Below are 23,580 nucleotides of genomic sequence, written 5' to 3' on the forward strand. Positions count from 1 at the left end.
GGTCGTGTGGGTGCCTGGTCCGCAGGAGGATTCCTGATGATTCGCCCCCTTTTCCCCCCTTTTTGTTGTAAACGTATTTCAGGACTTGACAAGGTCTCCTCCACACCTCCCCCTGTGGAGCTGGTAGCTAAGGGAGTCCCTCAGACATCTTACCGGTAAATTTTCAAACGCGCTGACGGCTGGAGCGACGTGAAGTAGTGGGGGAGAGGGTGGGTGTGAACGTACACGAGATTCTGCGGCGGTTCGATCTGCGGCCCCGGAAGGGGATGGGGCAGAACTTCCTGGTCGATGAGGCGCATCTGGACCGCATCGTGGCGGCCGCGGAACTGACCCCCGATGACGTGGTGCTGGAGATCGGCCCGGGTCTGGGCACGCTGACCGTCCGGCTGGCGGAGGTGGCCGGGTTCGTCGTGGCCGTGGAGCTGGACGAACGGATGTTGGCCGTGTTGGAGGAGACGCTGGCCGGACGTTCCAATGTGCGGGTGATCCATGGGGATGTCCTGGCGCTTGATCCCGCTCGCCTCATCGAGGAGGCGACGGCCGAACGTGCCCCCTCGCAGCCCCCAAGCTACAAAGTCGTCGCCAACCTGCCGTACTACATCACCTCGGCTGCCGTGCGGCACCTTTTGGAGGCACGCGTGCCCCCAGCGTTGCTGGTCCTCACGGTGCAACGAGAGGTGGCGCAGCGTATGGCCGCGCGGCCGCCACATATGAGCCTGCTGGCGGTGAGCGTGCATTTCTATGCGAATGTCGAGATCGTAGATCGGATCCCGGCGGGCGCGTTCTATCCACGTCCTAAGGTCGACTCGGCTGTGGTGCGGTTGCGGCGACGTGTGCAGCCAGCGGTGCCTGTGGAAGATGTGCGCTGGTTCTTTCGTGTAGTGCGGGCAGGCTTTAGTCAGCGGCGCAAGCAGTTGCGTAATGCCCTGGCGGCCGGGCTGCATCGGCCTTCTGCGGAGGTCGCTGCTGCGTTGCAGTCGGTGGACATCGACCCTCGCCGTCGGGCGGAGACGCTCTCGCTGGAGGAGTGGGGGCGATTGGCGCGAGCATTGGCTCCTTCGACCGATTAGGCTGGAGATCATGCGACTCGGCCTTAGAGCGCGTCTGAGAGTGTGTCTGAGAGATGCCGTTACCCCTGCTATGGGGAGGCCTGGAGGGGCGAAGCCTCTCCGGAAAGGGCCCTTCTCCCGCCTTCGACCTGCCCGGCCGCGGCCTGGGTCCTTCGGGAAGGGCCGAGAAAGGCAGGTGCAGGCCGGAAGAGTGGGTTTCCCGTTGCCTCTGCTATCACGCTCTTGCATGACGCCGGTGGGGGGGCTTGCGGCTGCCCTCGGGCATTCACAAGAGGTGTCTTTGAAAGAACCCCGGAACCTCGAAGGTTCCGGGGTTCTTTCGACTGAACGCCTGGATAGCGGATTTCGGGTAGTCACGTCGCTATCCTGTTGCGCAAACCGCCTAGAATTTGAACAGGTCCAGGCTCAAGTACTTCACCCCGCTGTCCGGCAGGAGCGCCACGATGACGCCTCGTTCTAGCTCATGGCCGACCTGGAGCGCCGCATCCACTGCGGCGGCGGCTGAGAAGCCGACGAAGAGCCCTTCCTCCTGTGCCAGCCGCCGCGCCATCTCCCGGGCGCGCTCGCTTTCGATATGGATCGTGCGGTCCGGCAGCGTCGGATCGTAGATGCCGGGCACGATGGACGTCGCCATGTACTTGAGCCCCTCGATGACCTGCAGATCATCGGCCGGTTCCACCGCGATGAGTTGCACCCGGGGGTTGTATGCCCTCAACCGCCGGCCGACCCCCATGAGCGTGCCCGATGTCCCGACGCCAGCCACGAAGTGGGTCACCCGCCCCCTGGTTTGCTCCCATATCTCGGGCCCGGTCGTGTCGTAGTGGGCCTGCCAGTTGGCCGGGTTGTTGTATTGATCGGCGTAGAAATACCGCTCGGGCGCCTCGGCCACGATCTGTCGCACCAGTCGAATCGCCCCGTCGGCTCCCTCCATGGGGTCGCTTTCGATGACCCGGGCCCCGTAGATGCGGGCGAGCTGGCGGCGTTCCTGGGTGACGTTGGCCGGCATGACCAGCTCCACCTGATACCCCTTGACCGCCCCGATCATGGCATAGGCGATGCCCGTGTTGCCGCTAGTGGCGTCGATGATGATCTTCTCCGGCGTCAGTCGCCCGTCTCGCTCCGCCTCCTCGATGATGCGCAGCGCCGGACGGTCCTTAACGGAGCCGCCCGGGTTGGCCCACTCCGCCTTGACGTACAGCTCGACCGCGGGGGGAAGGTCCCGGGTGATGCGCGTGAGCCGGAACATGGGCGTGTTGCCGATGTAGTCCAAAATCGTCATGTCGGCGGGGAAGGCCCCTGGCCTACGGCTCATCCCATTCGTTTTGATCCGCTCCATCACGTGAACTGGTGACATGGTCTCCCTCACTCTCCTTCGTGAGAAGGGTGTTGTGGTCTGCTAGCGGCCATTCCCTGCCGCCGCCGGTTGCCTTGAGGGGAGCCCACAGAATTGCTCGTAGTCGATCAGCTCGGTTACGGTGGGATGCTCGCCGCAGACGGGGCACTCCTCGTCCCGTCGAATCCTCAGCGTCCGGAATGTCATGTCCAGCGCGTCGAACATCAGTAGCCGGCCGATCAGCGGTTCGCCGATCTGCAGGATGTATTTGATCGCCTCGATAGCCTGGAGGGACCCGATGATGCCGGGCAGGACGCCCAGCACGCCCGCCTCGGCACAAGACGGTACCTCACCTGGGGGTGGGGGATCAGGATAGATGCAGCGGTAGCAGGGACCGCCTTGCGTCGTGTCGTACAGGGTCACCTGTCCCTCGAAAATGAAGATGCTGGCGTCGACCAGCGGCTTCCCCAGCAGCACACAGGCATCGTTCACCAGGTACCGGGTGGGGAAGTTGTCCGATCCGTTCAGGATGATGTCGTACTCTTGGAGGATGTCCAGCGCGTTGCTGGAATCCAGGCGCACCCGGTGGGGGATAACCTGCACGTCCGGGTTGATCTCCTTGAGCGTGTCGATGGCGGACTCCACCTTGGGGCGGCCGATATCGCTGTGGCCGTGCAGGATCTGGCGCTGTAGGTTGGACAGGTCGACCTCGTCGAAGTCTACGATGCCGATGGTGCCGACGCCGGCGGCCGCCAGATAGAGCGCCGCCGGTGAGCCCAGCCCTCCTGCGCCGATCAGTAGTGCCTTCGACTCCAGCAATCTGAGCTGACCCTCCTCGCCGATCTCCGGGATCAGGATATGGCGGCTGTAGCGGGTGCGCTGTTCCTCGTTGAGGACGCGAGGGACCACAAAGGGGAGCCCGCTGTTCTTCCACTGCGTGAACCCGCCGGCCATGGAGTAAACGTTTGTGTATCCCATGGCCTTCAGATCACGAGCGCCCAACAGGGAGCGCACGCCGCCCGCGCAGTAGACGACGATGGGCGCGTCCCGATCTGGCTGGATCTCCTCGATGCGCAGCTCCAGGAAGCCGCGTGGCACGAAACGGGCGCCGGGGATATGCCCCTGGACCCACTCGTCCCGCTCCCGGATATCCACCAGCGTCAGGGGCTCTCCCGCATCGAGGCGACGCTTCACCTCGTATACGTCGAGCTCTGGCACCTGCGCCCGGGCCTGTGCCAGGATCTGATCACGCGTCAGCCGGCCCTGCGGGGTGGCGGCGGGCTCCGCGGTCGTCTCCGTGGCGGTCGACGTGAGCGGCAGTCCACATGGCCCCACGGGCGCGTCTTCGGTCTGGGCCGTGACGGGCTGGGGTTCCGTGACGCCGTGGCGCCGACTCCACTCGGCCCACGAGCCCTCATAATTGCGCGTCTTCTCGAATCCGGCCAGTCGCAACGCCCAGTAGGTGTGAGCGCTGCGGGCCCCCGACTCGCAGTACACCACGATCTCCTTGTCCGGCGTGATGCCCGCCTCTGCGAACCGGTGGCGTAGCGTCGTGGCGTCGAGGAACCGCGGCACATCCCCGGTTGTAACGTTGTCCTCCCAATTCAGGTGGATTGCGCCGGGTAGATGGCCTCGCTCGTATTCCTGAGGCGTTCGCGTGTCCACCAGGATCACGCCCGGGTGTCCCAAATGCGCCTCGATCCAGTCGATGGTCGCGATCTTGCTCTCGTCTGGCTGGGCGTGATACTCCTTTGGCGAAAGGCGTGGTTCGTCCGTGCTCACCTCGCCTCCGGCCTCCAGCCAGGCCTGCCATCCTCCGTCCAGCAGATACACTTCCCTCTGGCCCCAGTAGTCCAACAGCCAGGCGATCTGCGCCGCCAGCGGCCCTCCTGAGTCGTCGTATACCACGACCCGGTCATCCCGGGAGAGCCCAAGCCGGCCGAGGATGGCCTCGCCGGTGGCTTGTGGCACCAGCTTGCCCGGTATGCCATCGATCGTGGTGAAGAGCTGCCGGGTGTCCAAATGGACCGCTCCCGGGATGTGGCCCCATGGATAGCCGGACTCGATCTGCTCCAGCGTGGGGCGTACGTCGATGATCCGCAGATCGGGATCCTTCAGATGCTCCTTTAACCACTCCGCTGTGATCAAGAAACCTTTTGCCTTTTCAGGCATGGCTCATGCTCCTCATATCTGGTGTTCTCGCTTCGCTCGATTAGCGCGCCCAATCCAGGCGAGGATCCGTATCGCAACGGCCCGTGCCGTCGCGTCGGCGGCATGGCGCCGGGCCTTCTGTATGTCTCTCGTCATCCGCCGGCCATAGCGGGCACAATGGAGATCTTGTCGCTCTCGGAGACCGGGGTGTTCTTGCCCTGCAAGGTGCGGATCTCGTCCTCGTTCACATAGACGCTGAGAAAGCGCTTGATCTCGCCGTTTTCATCCAATAGACGGTCCCGAAAGCCCGGGAATTGCCGCTCCAGGTCCTCGACGATCTCCAGGACGGTCTGACCGGATGCCTGGACCCGTGATTGGCCGCCGGTGAGGCGACGTAGTGGAGTCGGAATGTAAACCGTGACCATGGTTGTCCTCCTGTGTTGAAAGTTGGATTCTCGTGCAAAGAAAAACGGGACTCATCCTGATAGCGAAAAGCTATGCGATGAGTCCCGCACAAACGCTTGGTACGACCGGCCTGATGATGTCCCGGTGATGGGGCCTTGTCCTGATCGTTGAACGGCCGGAAGAGAGACGTATTGATTTTTATGTATCCATATGCGACACGGGTTTGCCCAAGCTGGCGTGACTCATCGCCTCTGCCGATAGGCGGGGCAACCGCATCGTACACCAGGCTCTTCCCTGGGACGATCGATTGCTCCCGCTATGGACAGATGCACGTAAACGACATCAGCGATTGCCAGCCTTTTGACTGGAGGGCGAAACCCATTCGCATACGTATTCCTTACGGATCTCTTTCCTGGATCTGGGGGGTGTGATGAACACACACCCGACGCGCTTCAGACTACCGACATTATATGCCTTCGGGAGATATTGTCAAATCGAGTTGTGGAAATCTCCCAATTGAGATCGTGGCCCTCTCACCCATATCGTCCGAACTCGTAGGCGGCCTCCAGCATGGCCTCCACGTTCTCCGGCGGCACATCGGCCATCACGTTGTGCACCTGGTTCCAGACGTATCCTCCGCCGGGCATGAAGATCTCCAGCCGGCGCCGTACATCCTCTCGCACCTCCTCGGGCGTGCCGTGGGGCAGGATGTGTTGCGTGTCGCAGCCGCCGCCCCAGAAGGTGAGGTCCCTCCCGAACTCCCGCTTGAGCCGTTCGGGGTCCATGCCCTCCGCGCTGGTCTGGACCGGGTTCAGGATCTCCACCCCGGCCTCGATCAGGTCGGGGATCAGATCGTAGATGCTGCCGCACGAATGCAGGAAGATATGGGCGTCGCCCTGCTCCCGAGCGTATTGGTAGATGCGCTTGTGGCGTGGCAGGAACAGCTCCCGGTACATCTCCGGCGACATCTGCGGCCGGGTCTGCATGCCCAGGTCATCGCCAACGACCAGGACCTGCACATAGCCGCGCACCTTGGGCAACAGGCGGCTCAGCGTCTCCAGATGCAACTCGGTGAGGCGATCCAGGAACCGGCCCAGCTTGCGCTTCTCGGCGGCCATGTAGATGTACGTGTTCTCCATGCCGAAGAGCCACTGGCACCATTCGAACAGGTTGCAGCCGATGGAGAGGGAGATGGCGTAGTCGGTGTTCTCATAGAGATGGCGGGCCACCCGGCCGATCTCGTCCAGCCACTCGTCGGTGAGAGGGCGGTCGAACGGCGGGGAGGGTAGCGCGGCCCAGATGACCTGCGCCATCTTCTCCTCGAGCGGCTCATAGTTGTCGAGGCCGTCGGGGCCGGCCAGCGGCCAGTACGCCTGGTCGATGTACAGGGAATCTTTGGGCATCCTCCCGATGACCGTCCCACCAGCGTCTTTGATCACCCAGGCGCCGTTCTCCCGCTCCGGCTGGAACCAGTCGGGCACCATGGCCGGCGAGCCATCGGGCAGCGTCCAGGGCTTCCATTGCGCGGGCCCCGTCGTCGCCCGCCCGAGGTCGATCGCATCCACGTGGAATCGCTCCAGGAACCAATCCTCGGGCTGGGCCAATTGCTGCACCAGGTCGTAGACGAACGTCGTCCCCTCTCCGATGCCCAGATGAGCCTTCAGCCGGTTGTAGGCGATGGCCATGATGCCGGTCGACCGCATGGACCCTTGGTCGATGGGAACCCGATCCGGTTCTTTGTGGGCGATGGCGGCCAGAACCCGCTCACGGGCGTTCATTGCCTCCTCCTTGTGGCGTATATGAGACACCCTTATTCTACCATATGACGGCCGTTCGCTCATATCTCGTCCGAGGTTCATATGGGCGCCCGCCACCGTTGAGCTCTCTTCTCTCGAGCCCGGGAGAAGGAGGTCTGGGGGATGAGGGCCGTTGAAGAATGTTTGACAGCGAATCGCCACTGGGATACGATGCGCCTGTGCGTGATCTCTGGAACATGGAGGGAACCATGGGGGATTGGGTGGTCGGCGTCGACCTGGGGGCGACCAAGGTCGCATTGGGGTTGATCGATCCGGCTGATCGGGTAGTGGCGCGGGCGCGCATCCCGACCCGGGCGGAGGATGGTCCCGAGTCGGCCGTGGAGCGGATCGCTCAACAGATATCGGACTTACAGCGAGAGGTGCCGGATGGCGCCCGAGTCGCCGCCGTGGGCATCTGCACGCCGGGGCCGGTCGATCATGTGACGGGGACGATCATCGACCCGCCGAACCTGGGATGGCGGAACGTGTCCTTCCGGCAGATGCTGTCCGACCGTCTGGGCGTGCCCGTGGCCCTGGAGCACGACGCCAAGGCGGCCGCGTTGGGCGAGTTTCACTACGGGGCCGGGCGAGGCGAGCGGAGCATGGTCTTCATCGTGGTCGGCACGGGGGTGGGGGCGGCCATCATCGCCGATGGGCAGCTCTATCGGGGTCTCCACAACACGGCGGGCGAGGTGGGGCACATCACCCTGGACCCGGACGGCGAGCCCTGTTCCTGTGGCAATCGGGGATGCGTCGAGACGTATCTCTCCGGCCCCTGGCTGGCCCGGCGCTATCAACGGGCGCTGCAACGAGAGGGCCAGGCCGCCCCTATGGAGGAGCCGATCACCGGGGAGACGGTGGCCGCACAGGCTCAGGCGGGCGATCCAGTGGCGGTGCGGGTGCTCGCCAGGGCGGGCGAGACGCTGGGCGCCGCCGTGGCCACGATGGCCATGATCCTGGGCATCGATCTGTATGTGATCGGCAGCAGCGTGGCCCGGTGTGGCGATCTGCTGTTGGAGCCCGCTCGCCGGGCCGTGCCGCATCATTGCTATCGGTCGGTAGCTGCGCAGGTGCGCATCGTCTGCACCGAGCTGTGGGATGACGCGCCGCTCCTGGGATGCGGCTGGCTGGCCCGACAGGCGCTGTCCGCCGTGTCCTGACCGGATAGCCGAGCCTGATTATATCTCGGCGAACTCCGTGCGCCGGATGATCTCGTCCTGTAGCTCCCGGTCCAGCTCCGTGAAGTAGGCGCTGTAGCCGGCCACCCGGACGACCAGGTGGCGGTATTCCTCCGGCTTTGCCTGGGCCTCGCGCAGCGTCTCGCTGGAGATCACGTTGAACTGCACGTGCGGGATCCTCAGGCGGCAGAAGGTGCGGAGGAAGGTGATGAACTTCCGCAGCATCGCCTCGCTTTCGAAGAAGGTGGGCAGGAATTTCATGTTCAATAGGGTGCCGTTAGAGGCCAGCTCCAGGTTCAGCTTGCTGACGGAGCGGAGGACGGCCGTGGGCCCTCGACGATCCCGCCCGGCCATGGGGGAGAGCCCGCCGTCGGCCAGTGGGGTCCCGGCGCGTCGACCGTCAGGGGTGGCGCCCACGTTGGCCCCCATGGGCACATGGGCGGAGACGGTGTAGAAGCCGGGTTGATAGGTGCCGCCTCGGATCGTCGGATATCGGGCTACCAGATCGCAGTAGCGATCCGCCCATTTCCTCGCCAGATCGTCCACCCGGTCGTCGTCGTTGCCGTACTTGGGCACCCGGTGGATGAGGCGCTGGCGCAACGGCTCCCGGCCGGCGAAGTCCTCCCGGAGCGCCGTCAGCAGCTCTTCCGCTGTGAGCCATCCCTCTTCAAAGATGGCCTGTCGCACGGCGGCCAGGCTGTCGGCCACGTTGGCGATCTGCACGCCCTGCACGCCCGAGAAGTTGTAATGCGCTCCCCCGGCGGTCACGTCCACGCCGCGCTCGATGCAGTCCTGAACGACCAGTGAGAGAAAGGGGGAGGGATATACGTCGGCGTGGGTCCGATCGACGATATCACACCCCTTCACCATCAGATCGATGAAATGGGCCATCTGCCGGTCGTACGCGGCCTCCAATTCGGCGAAGGAGCGCATCTCGGTCAGGGGTGGGGTCTCCAGTCCGATCTGCTCGCCCGTCTGCGGGTCCTTGCCGCCGAACAGCGTGAGCTCCAGGACGCGCGTCATGTTGAACATGGCCGCGTCGCTCCAGCCCAGCGCCTTGCCCGGCGTGGAGAGCTCCACGCACCCGACCACGGCGTAGTTCATCGCGTCCTCGGGGGCGACGCCTCGGCGGATCTGGCCGGGGATGATGACCTCGTCGTTGAAGACCTGGGGCATACCGGTGCCCAGGCTGATGACGTACGAGGCGGTCATCAGGAAGTCATCCGGGCTGTTCCGGTGGATGCGGATGGAGAGGTTGGGCTGGGTGAGCCGCAGGTCCGCCTGGGCCCGCAGGCACATGTAGCTGAGGAAGTTGGTCGCATCCCGGCCGTCCGGTAGTTGCCCGCCCAGGATGACGTTGAAGCCGATGGGAAACCCGGCGAAGTATCGGGCGCTGGCGCTGCTGCGCAGCAGGACGACCTCGTTGAACTTGAGCCACAGCGCCTCCAGGAGCTCCTGGGCCTGCGGCAGGGTCAGCCGGCCGTCCGCCAGATCTTGCTCCAGGTAGGGCAGCAGGTATTGATCAAGGCGCCCGGGCGAGAAGCTGCTGGCGTTCGATTCGACCTGTAGCAGCGTGAAGAGGAACCAGACCAGCTGCAGGGCGTCCCAGAAGTCACGAGGGGGATGCTCGGAGACCCAGCGGCACGTGTCGGCGATGCGCAAGAGCTCCTCTCGCCGTTGGCGATCGGGCTCCTGGGCAGCCAGGCTTCGCGCCAGGTTGGCGTAGCGGTTCATGAACTCATGGGCGGCCTGCAGAGCGATGGAGGCCGCCTCGTAGAAGATCTGCTGCTCCACCGTCTGGGCTTCCAGGCGTTGCCGGGCGGCTTCCACTTTGTCTCGCAGGCCGTTCACCCCGAGTCGCAGCCATCCCTCTACATCGGGCAGGATGTGCCCCTGGGCGTGGTCGGTCTGATTCAGGCTAAACGCTTTGCCCTTGACGGCTCGCCTCACGTCGTCTGGCAGCCGGGCGGCGACGATGTCCTCCAACGTCTTGCCGCGCCAGTAGGGAAAGATCTCCCCTCGCAGTTCCCGGATCTGCTCGGGGCTGATCTGGAACGGGTCTTGCGGCCGGATAGGCAGGATCTCCAGCTCCTCGTCCAGCCAGTTCACCGCTCCCTCAGGGGCGATGACGCCCATGCGGGGGAGCAGCGACCGGTTGCCCACGATCAACTCGCCCGGGTAGATGGCGATGCTCATATGGCGCACCAGGTCCAGCAGCATATGGGCGCGTCGGATGGGCATCGGCAGCCCCTCGGTGCGCTTGTAGCTTTGTGTGGCGTAGCGGGCCCGCTCGATGTCGATCTGGCGCTCCGTCTCCATGATCCGCCGCTTCAGGCGGGCAATACGGTCCGTAGGGCGGGTGGTCCTCCACTCGTCGGGCGGAAACGCCAGTATTGGGTCCTCTCGAAGTTGGTTCAGCGCAATTGTCCTGTCCATCCGGTGCCTTCCTTCGACATAACGGCCGATCCTGGTAATCACAGTGATCCTATTATATGTTCAAGCGTGAGGTGGAGCAACTTATTGCGCTCTATGCCTGTTCGCTGTGTCACCGCCTTTGACACGTCTGACGCGTTGCGTTAGCATGGGGCCGAGTTGCTGTCAGGATAGAAGGGGGTGCGAAGCAGCCCGGTCGGCCGGTGGCTCTCGTGGGGCGGTCCTTCCGGGCTGTACGATTCGCCCGAAAGCTGGTACGATAGGATGACGTCGGCAGATGAACTCTTACTCATGGAGCGAAGGATATGGCACATCCTCGATTGACGTTCTTTTGCGAGCTGGAAGCTGACGCGTTGCAGGAGCTGTTCTCCGGATCGAAGGTGATCAACGATCTAAAGGCCCTGGATGCCAGCGTCAGCCTGGGCATCCTGGACCTCTCCTCCGAACGGGCCAAGGTCGTGCGTCGCCTGAACAAGGCAGGCATTCCTGTGATCGCCTGGCTGCTGCTGCCCAAGAGCCAGGGGTATTGGTTCAACCAGAACAATGCCTCGCAGGCGGCCGCCCGCTATGTGGCGTTCAAGGCCTGGACAGCCGAGCATGATCTTCGCTGGGCGGGTGTGGGCCTGGATATCGAGCCGGATTTCCGCGAGGCCCGGCAGTTGGCGGTCAACCGATGGCAGGTGCTGCCCAGGGTGTTGCGGCGGCTCTTCGATCGGGAGAGGCTGCGTCGCGCCCAGATCGAGTATAGCGCGCTGGTGGCGCAGATTCGGGCGGATGGCTACCATGTGGACAGTTATCTGATCCCGTTCATCATCGACGAGCGGGAGGCGGGCTCCTCGCTGCTTCAGCGCCTGGGCGGCCTGGTGGATATCCCCGCCGACCGTGAGGTCCTGATGTTGTATACCAGCTACATGCGGCCGCGCGGCCCCGGCTTCCTCTGGAGCTACGCACGGGATGCCCAGTCGGTGGGCGTGGGGGTTACCGGGGGCGGCGTGGAGTTCGAGGGGGTTACGTTGCCTCCCCCTCTGGACTGGAGCGAGTTCGCTCGGGATCTCCGTCTGGCCCATCGTTGGACCCACGACATCCATGTGTTCAGCCTGGAGGGATGTGTGCAGCAGGGGTTCCTGACCCGGTTGCGGGACTTCGATTGGGATCAGCCTGTCGTCCCGCCGTTGGGGATGGCCGAGCAGACGGAGCGGTTTCGCAAGGCGCTACGGGTGGGCTTGTGGGCCAGTGCCCATCCCTTCACCGTGTTGGGCGGCGTAGCCGGCGTGTTGTGGCTGTTCTCCCGTCGGCGCCGAGATGGATGAGCGCGAGCCGTGTCGGGCGTGGTATTGTGAAGGAGCTGGTGATCTTTTCCAGCCCTTGGTGGCTCCTGGGATACTATGAGCTGTGAGCGAGGGGCTTGCCGGTATGCTGAGCGCCTACTCCAGCACCTCCCGCACCACGTAGATCGGCTTGTCCTGCGCCTCGAAGTAGATGCGTACCATCACCTCGCCCAGCAGCCCCATGCTGATCATCTGCACGCCCAGGATGACCAGCAGTACCGACAGCAAAAGCAGCGGCCGGGTGCCGATGTTCTGTCCCAGGGCCAGCTTCTCGAACGTCAGGTAGAGCCCCAGCAGCCCTCCCAGCCCGGAGAGCACCAGCCCCAATGTGCCGAAGATATGGATAGGGCGAGTGGAGTAGCTGAGCAGGAACCGCACCGTCAGCAGGTCCAGGAATACCTTGACGGTGCGGGAGATAGTCTTGCGCAGTCCGGCATACTTGGACTGGCCCCGCTCCCGGGCGCGATGGTTCACCGGGACCTCGGCTACGGTGATCCCCACACCGCTGGCCACCGCCGGGACGAAGCGATGCAGCTCGCCGTACAGCCGGATGTTCTTCACCACATCCCGATGATAGACCTTGAGCGAGCAGCCGTAGTCGTGCAGATATACGCCGGTCACCCGGGCGATCAGCCAGTTGGCGATCCGAGACGGGATCTTGCGAGTGAGCAGCGCATCTTGGCGATGCACTCGCCAGCCGCTCACCACATCGTATCCCTCCTCCGCCTTGGCGATCAGCCGGGGGATGTCCGCCGGGTCGTTCTGTAAGTCCGCATCCATGGTGACGATCCACTCCCCGCGCGCTCGCTCGAATCCGGCGGCAAACCCGGCCGTCTGTCCGTAATTGCGCCGAAAGCGGATCACCTTCACGCGAGGATCCCGCTCGTGGATCTCGGCCAGCGCCTGAAAACTGCCGTCCGTGCTCCCGTCATCGGCGATGATGATCTCGTACGGGCGGCCCATGCTCTCCAGCGCCTTCGTGAGCTGGCGGTACAGCTCGGGGATGTTCTCCGCCTCGTTGTAGAGCGGGATGACCACGGAGATCTCGGGGGATCGCGTCTCCTCAGGCACCGATCATTCCCTCCGGGAAACGGATGTCATGGGCACGGGCTCTGATGTGGGCAGGAGATAGAGGAGGCCACCCAGCAGGCCGGAGCCCAGCGTCACCGCGTAGTAAAGCAGGGAAAGCGCCGTGGCGGCCGCTGGCGCCACACCCGCCTGCCCGAACAGGGCCACATAGCTCAGCTCCCGCACGCCTAACCCTCCCACCGAGGGCAGGAGTAAGGAGAGGGAGATCAACGGCACGAAGATGAAGAAGTAGGGCAGCGCCACGCTCAGGCCGAGGGAGTGCGCCAGGCAGACGTTGACGCCAATGAGCAGCCCGTCGAAGGCCAGTGAGATGACCAGAGCCCGCAGGATGGGACGGATCCCATAGGCCGGGATGGCATCCAGCAGCGCCTGTCCGAGCTTGGTATGCGCCAGCCAGGGGATGTGCTGGTGCACCCAATCCCGTACGCCCTTTTGTGCCATGAGCGCCAGCGCGATCAGGGCGCCGACCAGCAGCAGCCAGATCAATCCGGCCGTGATGGGGGTGGCCAGCCCGGGGGCGGCCAGCAGCGCGGCCCCGCCGATCAGCAACAGCGCCAAGATGCCGGAGAAGCGATCGACGAGGACCGAGCCGGCGGCCGCGCCAGGGCGGGATGAGTATCGGGCCAGCACGTACGTCTTCACCACGTCGCCGCCGAAGCCGGTGGGAAGCACCGTGTTGAAGAAGCCGCCGATGAAGTACCAACGGGTGAGGATCCCCAGCGGGACGTGAATGTCGCTGGCGACTAGCAGTCCCTCCCAGCGCCAGGCCCGCAATGCCAGCCCTGCGACGAACAGTGCCCACGCGGCCGCCACCCAGGCGGGATTGGCCTGCTGTAACTCCGCCAGGATGTGACGCCAGTCTACCCCGCGCAACAACGCCGCCAGCAGGATCACGCTGACGGCGATTTTGATGATCTGGCTCAGATAGCGTCGCCCACGCGGCGATCTCGGTGTCCCCAACGATCCCTTCTCCTGTGCGATCGCCGCATTCTAGCACAGGGATAGGGGATTGTACAATGACGGGGTGGCAGCACTGTTCCGAATCCTGCTGGAGATGGGACGCTGATTTCGCTGGTGCACGCTGATCAATCCCGATTTGCCCACTCGCTGATTCATCGACTCGCTCACTCGCTCACCCGCCACTCCTCCTTGTGTCCGAACCGCACCCGGTTGTCGATCAGCCGGATCCAGCGGGGACGGAGCACGTAGAGGCGGCTGCGGGCCAGCGGGCCGACGAGCGTGGCGGGTCCCTCCCCGGCGCCCGTGAGCAGCCCGGCCACGAAATCGAAGCGGGCGGCGTAGGTTCGGGTGGCATGGGCCAGCTCTCGGGCGTCTTTTACCTGCTCGGCCGTGCCCTCGATCTGAAGGCCGGTGATGGATCGCCAATCCTGGCCGTCGGCGTGGATCGTTGCCGCCACGCGAGGATCAAGGGACAGATTGCGGGCGTGCCGGGAGTCGGGCTCCGAGAGGAAGTAGAGGTTGAGCCTGTCGTCGGGCGCGTAGAACACGGCGGCGGCCTGGGGAGCGCCGTCCGGCCCCACCGTCGCCAGCGTCATCGTCGTGTGTACGGCGAGGAACTTGGCGATGCGGTCTCGTAAGGTATCCGGCATTTGGCTTCCCAAAGCTCCGGACGATGGACGATGAACGGAGGATGAAGGTCGTCACACTTTATTCACGTGGACCCGCCAGCCCCTGCCAGCGGTGATATAAGCTGTTCTCGATGCCCAGCCGCGCCAGGATACGCCCCACCGTGTTGTCGATGATCTCGTCCACGCTCTGCGGGCGGGCGTAGAAGGCGGGCACCGGCGGGAAGATCACGCACCCGATCTCGGCTGCCTGGACCATGAGCCGCAAGTGTCCCAGATGCAACGGTGCCTCCCGCACCACCAGCAGGACCGGGCGTCCCTCCTTCAGCGTCACGTCGGCGGCCCGGGCCACCAGATCGGCCGCGTAGGAGTGGGCGATGGCGGACAGCGACTTGATGCTGCACGGCACCACGACCATGCCATGGGTTCGGTACGATCCGGAGGCGATCGCAGCCCCGACGTCCCGATTGTCGTAGGCGACCTCGGCCAGCGCCTGCACATCGGAGACCTTCCAGCCCGTCTCCTGGGCGATGGTGATCTTGGCCGCAGGAGAGAGGATCAGGTGGGTCTCGATCTCATCGGTGGTGGCCAGCATCTCCAGCAGGCGAATGCCGTAGATCACGCCGGAGGCGCCGGTGATGGCCACGATCAGGCGCTCAGTCATGGGGATACTCCCGGGCTGCACGCACCAGCGCGTGCAAGTTCTCAGGCGGCGTCGCCTTGGGGATCTCGCATCCGCCGGAGAGGATGATGCCGTAACCGCCCGCCGCCCGGATCGCCGCCTGGCCTGCCTGATATACGGATTCGGGCGTGCCCTCCAGCAGGTATTCGACGGTATCCACGTTTCCCTTCAGGCAGACATCATCTCCCAGGCGGCGGCGCGCCAGACCGAGGTCGGCCTCCAGGTTGTAGATGTCAGCGCCCAGGCCGGCAAAGGAGGGCAGGAGGTGTCTCGTATCACCGCAGGCGTGATACTTCACCTTGACCCCGGCCCGCTGCAGCGCTCGACACACCTGGCTCATATAGGGACGGCTGAAGGCCTCGTAGAGTTGGGGCGAGATGAGCGAGGCCACCGCATCGCCCGCCCCGATGATGTCGGCGCCGGCGGCCGCCTGGGCCAGCCCGAAGCGGATCTCCATCTCCACGGCGAAGGCGAGCATGTCCCGCACGAAGTCGGGCCGATCGATCATGTCCAGCATCGTCTGCTGTAGCCCGTGGAGGACGGTCACCTCCTGGAAGGGGGACTCGATCCAGCCCAGGATGGCGCGCTGACCGCCCACCCGCTCCCGGAACAGGCGCACGGCCTCGATGCGGTCACGCGTGCGCTCGGATCGCTCCGGATCGGGCATCTCCAGCCGGGCCAGGTCGGCCGGATCCCGGATCAGCGGCTCGGTGGCGGAGGGTACACCGTCCTCCGGGAAGTTGCACTTCGCACCGCAGGCGTGTGCCTCTCGTACCGGATCCGAGCAGACGGTGACGATGTCCAGATCATACTCCTCCGCCGCGGCGCATTGAGCCTCCACCAGAAGCCTGGCATCCCGGACGTAGCGATCGTACGGGACGCCGATGTGTGCGGCCGCAAAGGTCATCAGCAACGGCCCGGCGGGGATCTCCGTCCCTCGCACTCCATCGATAGCCGACATCACCCGCTCGTATCCGTTCATGGGCTCACCTCTCATTTGATTCCCATGTGGATCGCCACCGTCCCCAGCATCAGCCGGCGATAACGCACGTGCCGCAGCCCGACGGATTCCATGAGCGCCTTCAGCTCGTCAGGGGCGAGGAACCGCTCGGTGGAGTGGGGCAGGTAGGCATACGCATCCGGTCGTCCCGTGATCAGCCCGCCGATGAGGGGGACCAGGCGGAAGAAGTAGATCCGATACAAGGCTCCCCACAAGCCGTCGGCCGGTGGGGTGATCTCCAGGCAGATGATCCGGCCGCCCGGCCGAGCCACCCGTCGTTGCTCGGCGAAGGTCGCCTCAAGGTCGACCACATTGCGCATGCCAAACCCCGACGTCACCACATCGAACGTGTCGTCGGGAAACGGCAGCCGACAGGCGTCTCCCCCCACGAAGGCCATGCGGCCGAGGTTTCGCTTGCGCTGTCCCACCCGCATCATCTCGAGGGTGAAGTCCACGCCGACCACTTGAGCGTCGGGGACCTGACGCAGGGCTTCGTAGCCGATGTCGCCCGTGCCGGTGGCGACGTCCAGAAGGCGGCCGCCCGGCGGCAGTTGGGCGATCTCGATCACATAGCGGCGCCAGGCTTGATCTCGTCCGCCGGTCATCAGGCGGTTCATGAGGTCATACCGGGCGGCGATGGCGGCGAACATGCGGTTGACGTATGTGGCCTTGTCTTCCCCTTCCGGGAAGGGTGGTTGTGAGGACATGTGCATGGCGCCTTCGAGTCGGACGGGTGGAAGCGTCGGATCGCGGGGCCCGTTTGGCCGGGATCAGAACCAGTCGAGCCCTGCGATGTAGGCCGCCTGGGGCGGAAACAGGACGTTTAGCAACGGCCGGGCGATCTCCGGGATGGCCACGTCGGGATCTTCTGCGATATCCTCCACGGATCGAAATCCCAGCACCAGCTGGATCAACCGATCTTGCGGGACGCGGCAGGTGTAGCCTACGGTGGGGGCCGTCTCCCGCACGACGACGCGGCTGTATCGGCAGAACAGGGCGATGGTTCCCATATCCGTCACCAGATTCACCCGGCCGCGCCAGTCTTGCATGGGGGAGCGTAGGAAGCGAGCGCTGAGTTCGTCCTGGATCTTCGTCATCGCCTGCTCCAGGTTGACAAACCGGGCCATCCATCCGCCGGCGGGCGACGTCCTCTCGATCAGCGTGACCCGGCAGGCTCTGCGCAGCCAACGCACCAGGGGATCGTCCCGAGCTACGTTGATCCGGATCGTCTCCGAGCGGTCCCCGAGGGAGTCGGCGATATGGCGTATCAGGGCATAGGCAGCTCCAGAGTTGGCGGCTACCAGCTCGATCACCTCGTCGGGACGGTGCTCCGAGACGATGGCGTAGCCCTGCACCCGTCCCTTGCCGTTGGTCGCTGCCCAGGCGGGGCGGGGAACCTCCAGGAACCAGCGCCAGTGCGCCTTCTGCCGAACGAGCGACCCGGGCCTCTGTCCCCACGTCGCGTGGTACAGCCTGGCCAGTACAGGGATATCCGCGATCGAGATCTTCCGGATGTCGTAGTCTCCCTTCAGGCCACGGGCTTCCTCGACGGGGATCAGCAGGTGGGAATGGGGCCAGATGACCGCGTATCCCAGGCGGTTATAGAAATCCCGAATCCCGTCGAGCAGGGAGATGTCGAACCCCTCCTGGCGCATGAGGTCCAGGGCATCCTGCAGCAGGGCGGAGGCATGTCCCTGGCCTCGGGCGTCGGGGGCTGTGCAGACGCCTCCAATGCCTCCCATACGCCACTCGGCCGACCCAAGTCGCATGGTCCGCTCGATGATCCACAGATGGGATACGATGCGTCCCCCCACCATCCGCACGCGTATCCGTCCCGGTTCATAGCTGGGGTGAGCGAGCACCCGGCTGATCTTTCGGTCTATGGCCTCATCAGAACCGCCGTTGCTGAAAGCCTCCAATGTCAGTCGGGTTGCCTCGCGTAGCTCGATTTCTGAACGGATGCCGCGAGTTTCGATCATCAACGCTCCACTAGAGGATGGCGGTCTTGTGTTCCCGTACCCGCCTGTTGACAGTCACATGTGGGCTCTCCCACCAGTGCCAGAGCCACTTGGGGCAATGCCTCCAGAACGATCTTCAGCGTGTTGCGGACGGCTCCCGTCTCGGGCTCGGGGGGCAGGTCTGCCGAGTGATCGGTGACGGTGACCAGCCCACCGTAGCATAGGCCCAGCTCCTTGGCCAGGGCGGCCTCGGGGACCAGATTCTGTCCGATCACGTCGCCGCCCCATGCCCGGTACATCCGGGCTTCCGCTTTCGTCTCCCGGCGAGGGCCGTCCACAGCCAGGTAGGTGCCGCCGTCTATAGCCCCCGGCAGAGCCTCCTGCAGCACGGAGCGAATCTGGGGACAAAACGCCGGATCCTGTCCGATCCCTCCGATGCCCTGCTCCTCGAACAGGGTGGTCGGCTGATGGTGGGCATGATCGATGTAATCATCCACGATCAGCGTGTCCCCGCGATGCAGGAATCGGCTCAGCGCCACGCCCGCATCCCACCCGATCACGCGCTGGACGTCTAGCTGTCGGGCGGCCCACACCGTCGCCCTCGGGTCCAGCCGTGTGGGCAGCCCGAAGTAGGGCTGCACCAGGAGGGCGGGGCCGCCCGGCCGGGATCGCTCCGCAATGGGCCCGATGGCTCCCCAGGGCGTGTCCACGGTGTGTTCGGCCACCACCGGGCCCAGCGCCTCCAGCGCCGGAGGGGGGATTGTGATGGCTACCAACAGGAGCACCCGTGCCTCGCTCATGCCTCCCCCGCGATCACTTCTGCTTCCACTTGCCCGGCGTATTCTGCCATATCCACCACTCGTCCGGTCTGGCGCGCCTCCTCGGCGGCGAATGCCATCAGATGGCTCTGCAGCGAGGCCCGAGCCGAGCTGAGCACCTCCCGCCCGGGATTGCGCACCGCCTCCACAAAGGCGTTCATCAGGCCGGTGTCGCCGCCGCCATGCCCGCCGCCGATGCGTCCTGGCCGGATGACGTCCTCGCGCCCGGTGACGTGATCGTAGAGGATGATCTCGTTCTCCGCCGCGTTCCCTCGCAGCGTACCACGGGAGCCGTCATATCGCATTGTGCGGCCTTCCTTATGGGAATGGCCGTGCATGGTGAACACGACGGTAACGTCGTTCTCGAACTCCATGGCCACGACCTGGTGGTCGACCACGTTGTTGTCACAACGGTAGACGCAACGGCCGTAGGGCCCTTCCTGCAGCGCCTTCAGCCGGGCTTCCATGCTGGTGTCCAGGGAGATCACGGAGACGGGCCAGCCGGTGTACTCGGTGAGGTAGATGCGCGGCGCGTAGAAGGGACAATCGTTCTCGATGGGGCAGCCGTCCGTGCACCGCTCCGGGATCTCCGGTCCTACTCGGTCGGGGCGGAAGAGGGTCAGGGAGCCGAAGGAGGAGATGCGCAGGCATCGGGTGCCTAGCGTCCACGCCAGGATATCCAGATCATGGCAGGATTTCGTCAGGATCATCGGGCTGGAGGTCTGGCTGTTGCGCCAGTTGCCCCGCACGAACGAGTGAGCCATGTGCCAGTAGACCACGTTCTCCTTGTGCTCAACGGTCATCACGTCGCCCAGGCGCCCGGATTGCACCGCCTCCTGCACCGCGATGAAGAAGGGGGTGTACCGCAGCACGTGGCAGATCTGGAGGATACGGTCGGCTTTCTCGGCCGCGCGCACCAGGCGCACGCAGTCGTGCGGGGTCGTGGCCATGGGCTTCTCCAGCAGCACGTGGTATCCCAGCTCCAGCGCGGGGATCGTAGAGGCCACATGGTCACGATCCATCGTGCAGTTGACCAGCGCGGGCGCCAGCTGGCCCTGGGCGTAGAGGTCCTCCCAGGAGGCGAATTGACGCTCCGGCGGGATGTTGTGTTGCCTGGCGAAGTGCTCTCTTCGCTCCGCGATGGGCTCGGCAACCGCCACGAATTTGAGTCGGTGTGGATAGCGGAGCGCGTAGGCCCCGTAGGCTTCGCGTCCCCGATTCCCGGCTCCGACCAGTACCGCTTCGACCGGCTGCGACATGTCCTTTCCTCCTGTGCAACAGAATTATGCACTATAAAGTGGATATCGCGCAACTCCCCAGAATGCCCGGTGGTGTATTCCCACGGGACATATGGGGCTTCATTTGCGAGCGCCGGCATTATATCATATTCCTCTGCAGATGCGACGTTGGTGGCACCGTTTTTGACATTTTCTCCTCCCATGCCTATGCTTCGGTGGCCTTGGAGGGCCGTTCGGGCGTGCCCTTTCGAGGTCTGGAGATCATCTTCTGAATGCGGAGGTATCCATGAATCCCTTCTTGGCCCGTTTGGGGTTTTCCCCTGACGATCGTGTGGTGATCTTCCACGCCGATGATTTGGGGATGTGCCATGCGGCCAACACCGCCTTTGCCGATATCGCGGAGGCGGCTCCGGTGGCCTGCGGCTCGGTGATGATGCCCTGTCCCTGGGTCAACGAGACGATCCGATGGGCCCACGCGCATCCGAAGGCGGACGTGGGCATTCACTTGACGTTGACCAGCGAGTGGTCTCTGTATCGCTGGCGCCCGCTGTCCACGTGCGATCCTCAGAGCGGCTTGTTGGACCATGAGGGGTACTTCTGGCCCGATGTGGAGAGCCTTCATGCGCACATGCAACCTGAGGCCGCTATCATCGAGATGCGCGCTCAGGTCGAGCGGGCGCTGGCGGCGGGACTCGATGTCACCCATATCGATACCCACATGGGGGGGATCGTCCATCCGGCCTTGCTGTCCGCCTACGTGGAATTGGGGCTGACGTATCGGGTGCCCGTCATGTTGCCGCGCATCCGGCGCGAGCAGGTGGAGCGGTATGGTTTGTCGCCGGACGTTGTAGAGGCGATCTCGGAGCTTGTGGAGGCTTTGGAGCGGGATGGACGACTCCCGGTCCTGGATCATTTGACGGATCTGTACGACGTGCCGGGGGACAGCCGAAAGGAGCGATACAAGTTCTTGGTGAAGGAGCTCCCGCCGGGATTGACCCATCTGATCTATCATGCGGCTCGCCCGGGAGACGAGGTTCGGGCCATCGCTCCGGAGGATGATTGGAGTGGCCGGGTCGCTGATTGGGAGGTCTTCTCAGATCCCGAGTTCTGGAGCTGGCTGGCGGAGAACGGCATCCATGTCATCGGGTATCGGACGTTGCGGGACCTCTTGCGCGGGGAGGCCTCCACATGATTTTGTCACACACGGCACATGTCCGCGTTTTACGCACGGGGCTTTTATGTTATAATCCGCCCGGCTATCCCTTCTGAGCATGTGTGTACAAATGAAGCTGGTCTGCACCCATTGTGGCGCCCGCGAGTCCTGGCCAGCAGATCAATGGGCCTGCGCCTGCGGCGGCCCTCGTGAGATGGTCGGTCTCCCCCGCTTCGACCCGAAAGCGATCGATTCCTATCGGCCTGGCTTGTGGCGCTACCAAGCGATGTTACCCCCGTCGCTCACAAGTGATCCGATCACCCTCGGTGAAGGCTGGACCCCTTTGATCTCCGGCGTGTGGGAAGGGGTGGATCTATATTGGAAGCTGGAAGGGCTCAACCCGACCGGCTCCTTCAAGGATCGGGGCACCGCCCTGGTGATCAATGACATCGTAGCCCGTGGGGTCGATCGGGTGGTGGAGGACTCGTCGGGGAACGCGGGCGCCTCGCTGGCGGCCTATGCCGCCCGGGCGGGTGTAAAGGCCCGTGTGTTCGTCCCGGCGTATGCCAGCCCGGCCAAGCAGGCCCAGATCGCCGTCTACGGCGCCGAGTTGGTGCCGGTGCCTGGCCCCCGCCTGGAGGCCACGCGGGCGGCTGAGGCCGAGGCTGCCGCGGGCGCTGTGTACGCCAGTCACGTCTGGCATCCGCTGACGCTGGTCGGGATGGCCACCGCCGCCTGGGAGATCTGGGAGCAGTTGGGGCATCGGGTCCCTGACTGGTTCGTGACGCCGGTGGGGCAGGGCACGCTGTTGTTGGGCGTTTGGAGGGGGTTCCAGGCCCTGCTCACGGCGGGGGTGAGCGATCGACTGCCCCGCCTGGTGGCCGCTCAGGCGGAGCGATGCGCGCCTCTGGTGACGGCGATGACGGCCGGGCGCAAGGAGGTGGAGGCTGTTCCGGCCCAATCCACCGTTGCGGAGGGGATCGCCATCGTGCAGCCGGTGCGGGGCCGGGCATTGCTGGCGGCGCTGCGGGAGAGCGATGGCATCGCGCTGGTGGCGACGGAGACGCAGATCTCGGAGGCGCAGGAGCGACTGGCCCGTGCGGGCCTCTACGTCGAGCCCACATCGGCGACGGCCGCAGCCGTCCTGCCCCAGATACGCCCCTACGTCACCCCCGGGGAGATCGTGGTTGTGGCGCTGACGGGATCTGGGTTGAAGAGCCCGCCCAAGGTGGCATCAGAGTGACGGGACCCAGAGCACATGGGTGCGTTCATAATCGTAAACGTTGGCCGATAGTCATGCTTCAGGAGGAAAGGAGGCTCTTATGCGGCATGTCTTGTCTCTCATCGGGTTGACATTGGCCCTGGCTGTGCTGGTGAGCGCCTGTGCGCCGCCTGCCGCCCCTCCCGCTCCGGCGGCGCCTGCTGCGGAGGCTACCCCCACTCCGGAGCCCGCCGAAGCCCCCGCGGAGATGCCCACGCTCAAGATCGGCACCCAACCCTGGATCGGTTACGGCCCCTGGTGGATCGCCAAAGAGAAAGGCTTCTTTGAGGATCATGGTATTCACGTCGAGCTGGTCGACTTCGTCACCGACCAGGACCTGAATGCCGCATTGGCCGCGGGCCGCTTTGACGGGGCGAACATCGCCACGCATACCTCGGCGTATTTGATCAACGCCGGTGTGGACCTGAAGCTGGTCCTGCTAGAGGATGCCTCTTTTGAGGCGGATGCCATCATCGCCGGGCCGGGCATCGAGACCATCGCGGACCTGAAGGGCAAGAAGGTGGCCTTTGAGGAGGGCACAACCAGCGATCTGCTGCTCAGCTATGCGCTGATGCAGAACGGGATGACCAAGGATGATATCGAGGTCGTGCCCATGCCCGCCGCCGACGCGGGCGCTGCCGTCGTCGCCGGGCGGGTGGATGTCGCCGTCACGTATGAGCCGTACATCTCCGCCGCTCTGGCCCGGGGTGAGGGGTATCGGATCATCTACAGTGCGGCCGTCAAGCCCGGGCTCATCGGCGATTTCCTGGCCTTCCCCAAGAACGTGTTGGATGAGAAGGGCGACCAGGTGCGGGCGATGATTCTGGCCTGGCAGGATGCCATGGACTTCCTGGATGAGTATCCGGAGGAAGGGCAACGGATTATCGCCGACGCGGTGGGAAGTGATCTTGAGGAATTCAAGGTCGCGTGGAAGGGGATCAAGCTGTACGATCTAGAGGAGAACAAGGAACAATTCTCCGGTCCCATCCAGGAGACCTATCGAGAGGTGATGCAGGTCTTGCTGGCCTCGGGGGCGGTCGAGAGCGTGCCGGATCCGGAGGATGTGTTGGATCCGTCCTATCTGCCGTGAGTGTGCAGGTA

General features: G+C 64.6%; 20 protein-coding genes. 6 read left to right on the top strand and 14 right to left on the bottom strand.

Annotated features, from left to right (window positions below; genetic code table 11):
* The first annotated feature begins 197 nt into the window (after window positions 1-197).
* A complete protein-coding gene (gene rsmA / locus GXP39_04965; protein ID NOZ27389.1) occupies window positions 198-1,070 on the top strand; it encodes a ribosomal RNA small subunit methyltransferase A in 873 nt (290 codons plus the stop codon).
* Window positions 1,071-1,452: 382 nt separating this feature from the next.
* Here rsmA and GXP39_04970 read toward each other — a convergent pair whose 3' ends face one another.
* The 4 genes from GXP39_04970 to GXP39_04985 form a co-directional block, all read right to left on the bottom strand.
* A complete protein-coding gene (locus GXP39_04970; protein ID NOZ27390.1) occupies window positions 1,453-2,382 on the bottom strand; it encodes a cysteine synthase in 930 nt (309 codons plus the stop codon).
* Between the two features lie 84 nt (window positions 2,383-2,466).
* On the bottom strand, window positions 2,467-4,575 hold the full coding sequence (moeB, locus tag GXP39_04975) for a molybdopterin-synthase adenylyltransferase MoeB (GenBank protein ID NOZ27391.1): 2,109 nt from the start codon (window positions 4,573-4,575) through the stop codon (window positions 2,467-2,469).
* A 131-nt stretch (window positions 4,576-4,706) separates the two neighbouring features.
* On the bottom strand, window positions 4,707-4,979 hold the full coding sequence (locus tag GXP39_04980) for a MoaD/ThiS family protein (protein NOZ27392.1): 273 nt from the start codon (window positions 4,977-4,979) through the stop codon (window positions 4,707-4,709).
* A gap of 513 nt (window positions 4,980-5,492) precedes the next feature.
* On the bottom strand, window positions 5,493-6,737 hold the full coding sequence (locus GXP39_04985) for a methyltransferase (GenBank protein ID NOZ27393.1): 1,245 nt from the start codon (window positions 6,735-6,737) through the stop codon (window positions 5,493-5,495).
* Window positions 6,738-6,895: 158 nt separating this feature from the next.
* On the opposite strand from GXP39_04985, the gene GXP39_04990 reads away from it, so the two are divergent.
* On the top strand, window positions 6,896-7,915 hold the full coding sequence (locus GXP39_04990; protein ID NOZ27394.1) for an ROK family protein: 1,020 nt from the start codon (window positions 6,896-6,898) through the stop codon (window positions 7,913-7,915).
* Between the two features lie 18 nt (window positions 7,916-7,933).
* On the opposite strand, the gene GXP39_04995 is transcribed toward GXP39_04990, so the two are convergent.
* Window positions 7,934-10,369 carry a glycyl radical protein gene (locus tag GXP39_04995; protein ID NOZ27395.1) on the bottom strand — a complete coding sequence of 812 codons (2,436 nt, stop codon included), beginning with the start codon at window positions 10,367-10,369 and terminating at the stop codon, window positions 7,934-7,936.
* A gap of 302 nt (window positions 10,370-10,671) precedes the next feature.
* On the opposite strand from GXP39_04995, the gene GXP39_05000 reads away from it, so the two are divergent.
* Window positions 10,672-11,676: a hypothetical protein gene (locus tag GXP39_05000; protein ID NOZ27396.1), complete on the top strand. Its 1,005-nt coding sequence runs from the start codon at window positions 10,672-10,674 to the stop codon at window positions 11,674-11,676.
* 114 nt (window positions 11,677-11,790) lie between these two features.
* On the opposite strand, the gene GXP39_05005 is transcribed toward GXP39_05000, so the two are convergent.
* The 9 genes from GXP39_05005 to GXP39_05045 all read right to left on the bottom strand — a co-directional run bounded on the left by GXP39_05005 (window position 11,791) and on the right by GXP39_05045 (window position 20,086).
* Entirely contained in the window at window positions 11,791-12,765 is a 975-nt protein-coding gene (locus GXP39_05005; GenBank protein NOZ27397.1) for a glycosyltransferase family 2 protein, read from the bottom strand.
* Between the two features lie 3 nt (window positions 12,766-12,768).
* Window positions 12,769-13,743 carry a flippase-like domain-containing protein gene (locus GXP39_05010; GenBank protein NOZ27398.1) on the bottom strand — a complete coding sequence of 325 codons (975 nt, stop codon included), beginning with the start codon at window positions 13,741-13,743 and terminating at the stop codon, window positions 12,769-12,771.
* A 164-nt stretch (window positions 13,744-13,907) separates the two neighbouring features.
* Window positions 13,908-14,393 (bottom strand): pyridoxamine 5'-phosphate oxidase family protein, encoded by a 486-nt coding sequence (locus GXP39_05015; protein ID NOZ27399.1) that lies wholly within the window; start codon window positions 14,391-14,393, stop codon window positions 13,908-13,910.
* Between the two features lie 58 nt (window positions 14,394-14,451).
* Window positions 14,452-15,033, bottom strand: a complete 582-nt coding sequence (locus GXP39_05020) for a UbiX family flavin prenyltransferase (protein NOZ27400.1) — start codon at window positions 15,031-15,033, stop codon at window positions 14,452-14,454.
* Window positions 15,026-16,033 carry a hypothetical protein gene (locus tag GXP39_05025; GenBank protein NOZ27401.1) on the bottom strand — a complete coding sequence of 336 codons (1,008 nt, stop codon included), beginning with the start codon at window positions 16,031-16,033 and terminating at the stop codon, window positions 15,026-15,028. Before GXP39_05025 ends, GXP39_05020 begins: the two co-directional genes overlap by 8 nt.
* A gap of 11 nt (window positions 16,034-16,044) precedes the next feature.
* Window positions 16,045-16,758, bottom strand: a complete 714-nt coding sequence (locus GXP39_05030; GenBank protein NOZ27402.1) for a class I SAM-dependent methyltransferase — start codon at window positions 16,756-16,758, stop codon at window positions 16,045-16,047.
* A gap of 63 nt (window positions 16,759-16,821) precedes the next feature.
* Complete coding sequence (locus GXP39_05035; GenBank protein NOZ27403.1) at window positions 16,822-18,030, bottom strand: GNAT family N-acetyltransferase; 1,209 nt, start codon at window positions 18,028-18,030, stop codon at window positions 16,822-16,824.
* Window positions 18,030-18,809, bottom strand: a complete 780-nt coding sequence (locus GXP39_05040) for an MTAP family purine nucleoside phosphorylase (protein ID NOZ27404.1) — start codon at window positions 18,807-18,809, stop codon at window positions 18,030-18,032. The genes GXP39_05035 and GXP39_05040 overlap by 1 nt, the downstream gene beginning before the upstream one ends.
* Complete coding sequence (locus GXP39_05045; protein NOZ27405.1) at window positions 18,806-20,086, bottom strand: Gfo/Idh/MocA family oxidoreductase; 1,281 nt, start codon at window positions 20,084-20,086, stop codon at window positions 18,806-18,808. The genes GXP39_05040 and GXP39_05045 overlap by 4 nt, the downstream gene beginning before the upstream one ends.
* Before the next feature lie 265 nt (window positions 20,087-20,351).
* On the opposite strand from GXP39_05045, the gene GXP39_05050 reads away from it, so the two are divergent.
* From GXP39_05050 to GXP39_05060, 3 genes are all read left to right on the top strand, one after another.
* The gene (locus tag GXP39_05050; GenBank protein NOZ27406.1) at window positions 20,352-21,257 is read left to right on the top strand and encodes a ChbG/HpnK family deacetylase; all 906 of its coding nucleotides are present in this window, start codon (window positions 20,352-20,354) and stop codon (window positions 21,255-21,257) included.
* Window positions 21,258-21,348: 91 nt separating this feature from the next.
* Window positions 21,349-22,461, top strand: a complete 1,113-nt coding sequence (locus GXP39_05055; GenBank protein ID NOZ27407.1) for a pyridoxal-phosphate dependent enzyme — start codon at window positions 21,349-21,351, stop codon at window positions 22,459-22,461.
* Window positions 22,462-22,540: 79 nt separating this feature from the next.
* Window positions 22,541-23,569 (top strand): ABC transporter substrate-binding protein, encoded by a 1,029-nt coding sequence (locus GXP39_05060; GenBank protein ID NOZ27408.1) that lies wholly within the window; start codon window positions 22,541-22,543, stop codon window positions 23,567-23,569.
* Window positions 23,570-23,580: the final 11 nt, after the last annotated feature.

The organism is Chloroflexota bacterium (assembly GCA_013152435.1).
GTDB lineage: Bacteria > Chloroflexota > Anaerolineae > DUEN01 > DUEN01 > DUEN01.

Bases quoted from the DNA above. Each gene is read 5' to 3' on its own strand.
- GXP39_04970 (NOZ27390.1), bottom strand. From the start codon at position 2,382: ATGAGCCGTAGGCCAGGGGCCTTCCCCGCCGACATGACGATTTTGGAC.
- moeB (NOZ27391.1), bottom strand. From the start codon at position 4,575: ATGCCTGAAAAGGCAAAAGGTTTCTTGATCACAGCGGAGTGGTTAAAG.
- GXP39_04980 (NOZ27392.1), bottom strand. From the start codon at position 4,979: ATGGTCACGGTTTACATTCCGACTCCACTACGTCGCCTCACCGGCGGC.
- GXP39_04985 (NOZ27393.1), bottom strand. From the start codon at position 6,737: ATGAACGCCCGTGAGCGGGTTCTGGCCGCCATCGCCCACAAAGAACCG.
- GXP39_04990 (NOZ27394.1), top strand. From the start codon at position 6,896: ATGTTTGACAGCGAATCGCCACTGGGATACGATGCGCCTGTGCGTGAT.
- GXP39_04995 (NOZ27395.1), bottom strand. From the start codon at position 10,369: ATGGACAGGACAATTGCGCTGAACCAACTTCGAGAGGACCCAATACTG.
- GXP39_05000 (NOZ27396.1), top strand. From the start codon at position 10,672: ATGGCACATCCTCGATTGACGTTCTTTTGCGAGCTGGAAGCTGACGCG.
- GXP39_05015 (NOZ27399.1), bottom strand. From the start codon at position 14,393: ATGCCGGATACCTTACGAGACCGCATCGCCAAGTTCCTCGCCGTACAC.
- GXP39_05020 (NOZ27400.1), bottom strand. From the start codon at position 15,033: ATGACTGAGCGCCTGATCGTGGCCATCACCGGCGCCTCCGGCGTGATC.
- GXP39_05025 (NOZ27401.1), bottom strand. From the start codon at position 16,033: ATGAACGGATACGAGCGGGTGATGTCGGCTATCGATGGAGTGCGAGGG.
- GXP39_05030 (NOZ27402.1), bottom strand. From the start codon at position 16,758: ATGTCCTCACAACCACCCTTCCCGGAAGGGGAAGACAAGGCCACATAC.
- GXP39_05035 (NOZ27403.1), bottom strand. From the start codon at position 18,030: ATGATCGAAACTCGCGGCATCCGTTCAGAAATCGAGCTACGCGAGGCA.
- GXP39_05040 (NOZ27404.1), bottom strand. From the start codon at position 18,809: ATGAGCGAGGCACGGGTGCTCCTGTTGGTAGCCATCACAATCCCCCCT.
- GXP39_05045 (NOZ27405.1), bottom strand. From the start codon at position 20,086: ATGTCGCAGCCGGTCGAAGCGGTACTGGTCGGAGCCGGGAATCGGGGA.
- GXP39_05050 (NOZ27406.1), top strand. From the start codon at position 20,352: ATGAATCCCTTCTTGGCCCGTTTGGGGTTTTCCCCTGACGATCGTGTG.
- GXP39_05055 (NOZ27407.1), top strand. From the start codon at position 21,349: ATGAAGCTGGTCTGCACCCATTGTGGCGCCCGCGAGTCCTGGCCAGCA.
- GXP39_05060 (NOZ27408.1), top strand. From the start codon at position 22,541: ATGCGGCATGTCTTGTCTCTCATCGGGTTGACATTGGCCCTGGCTGTG.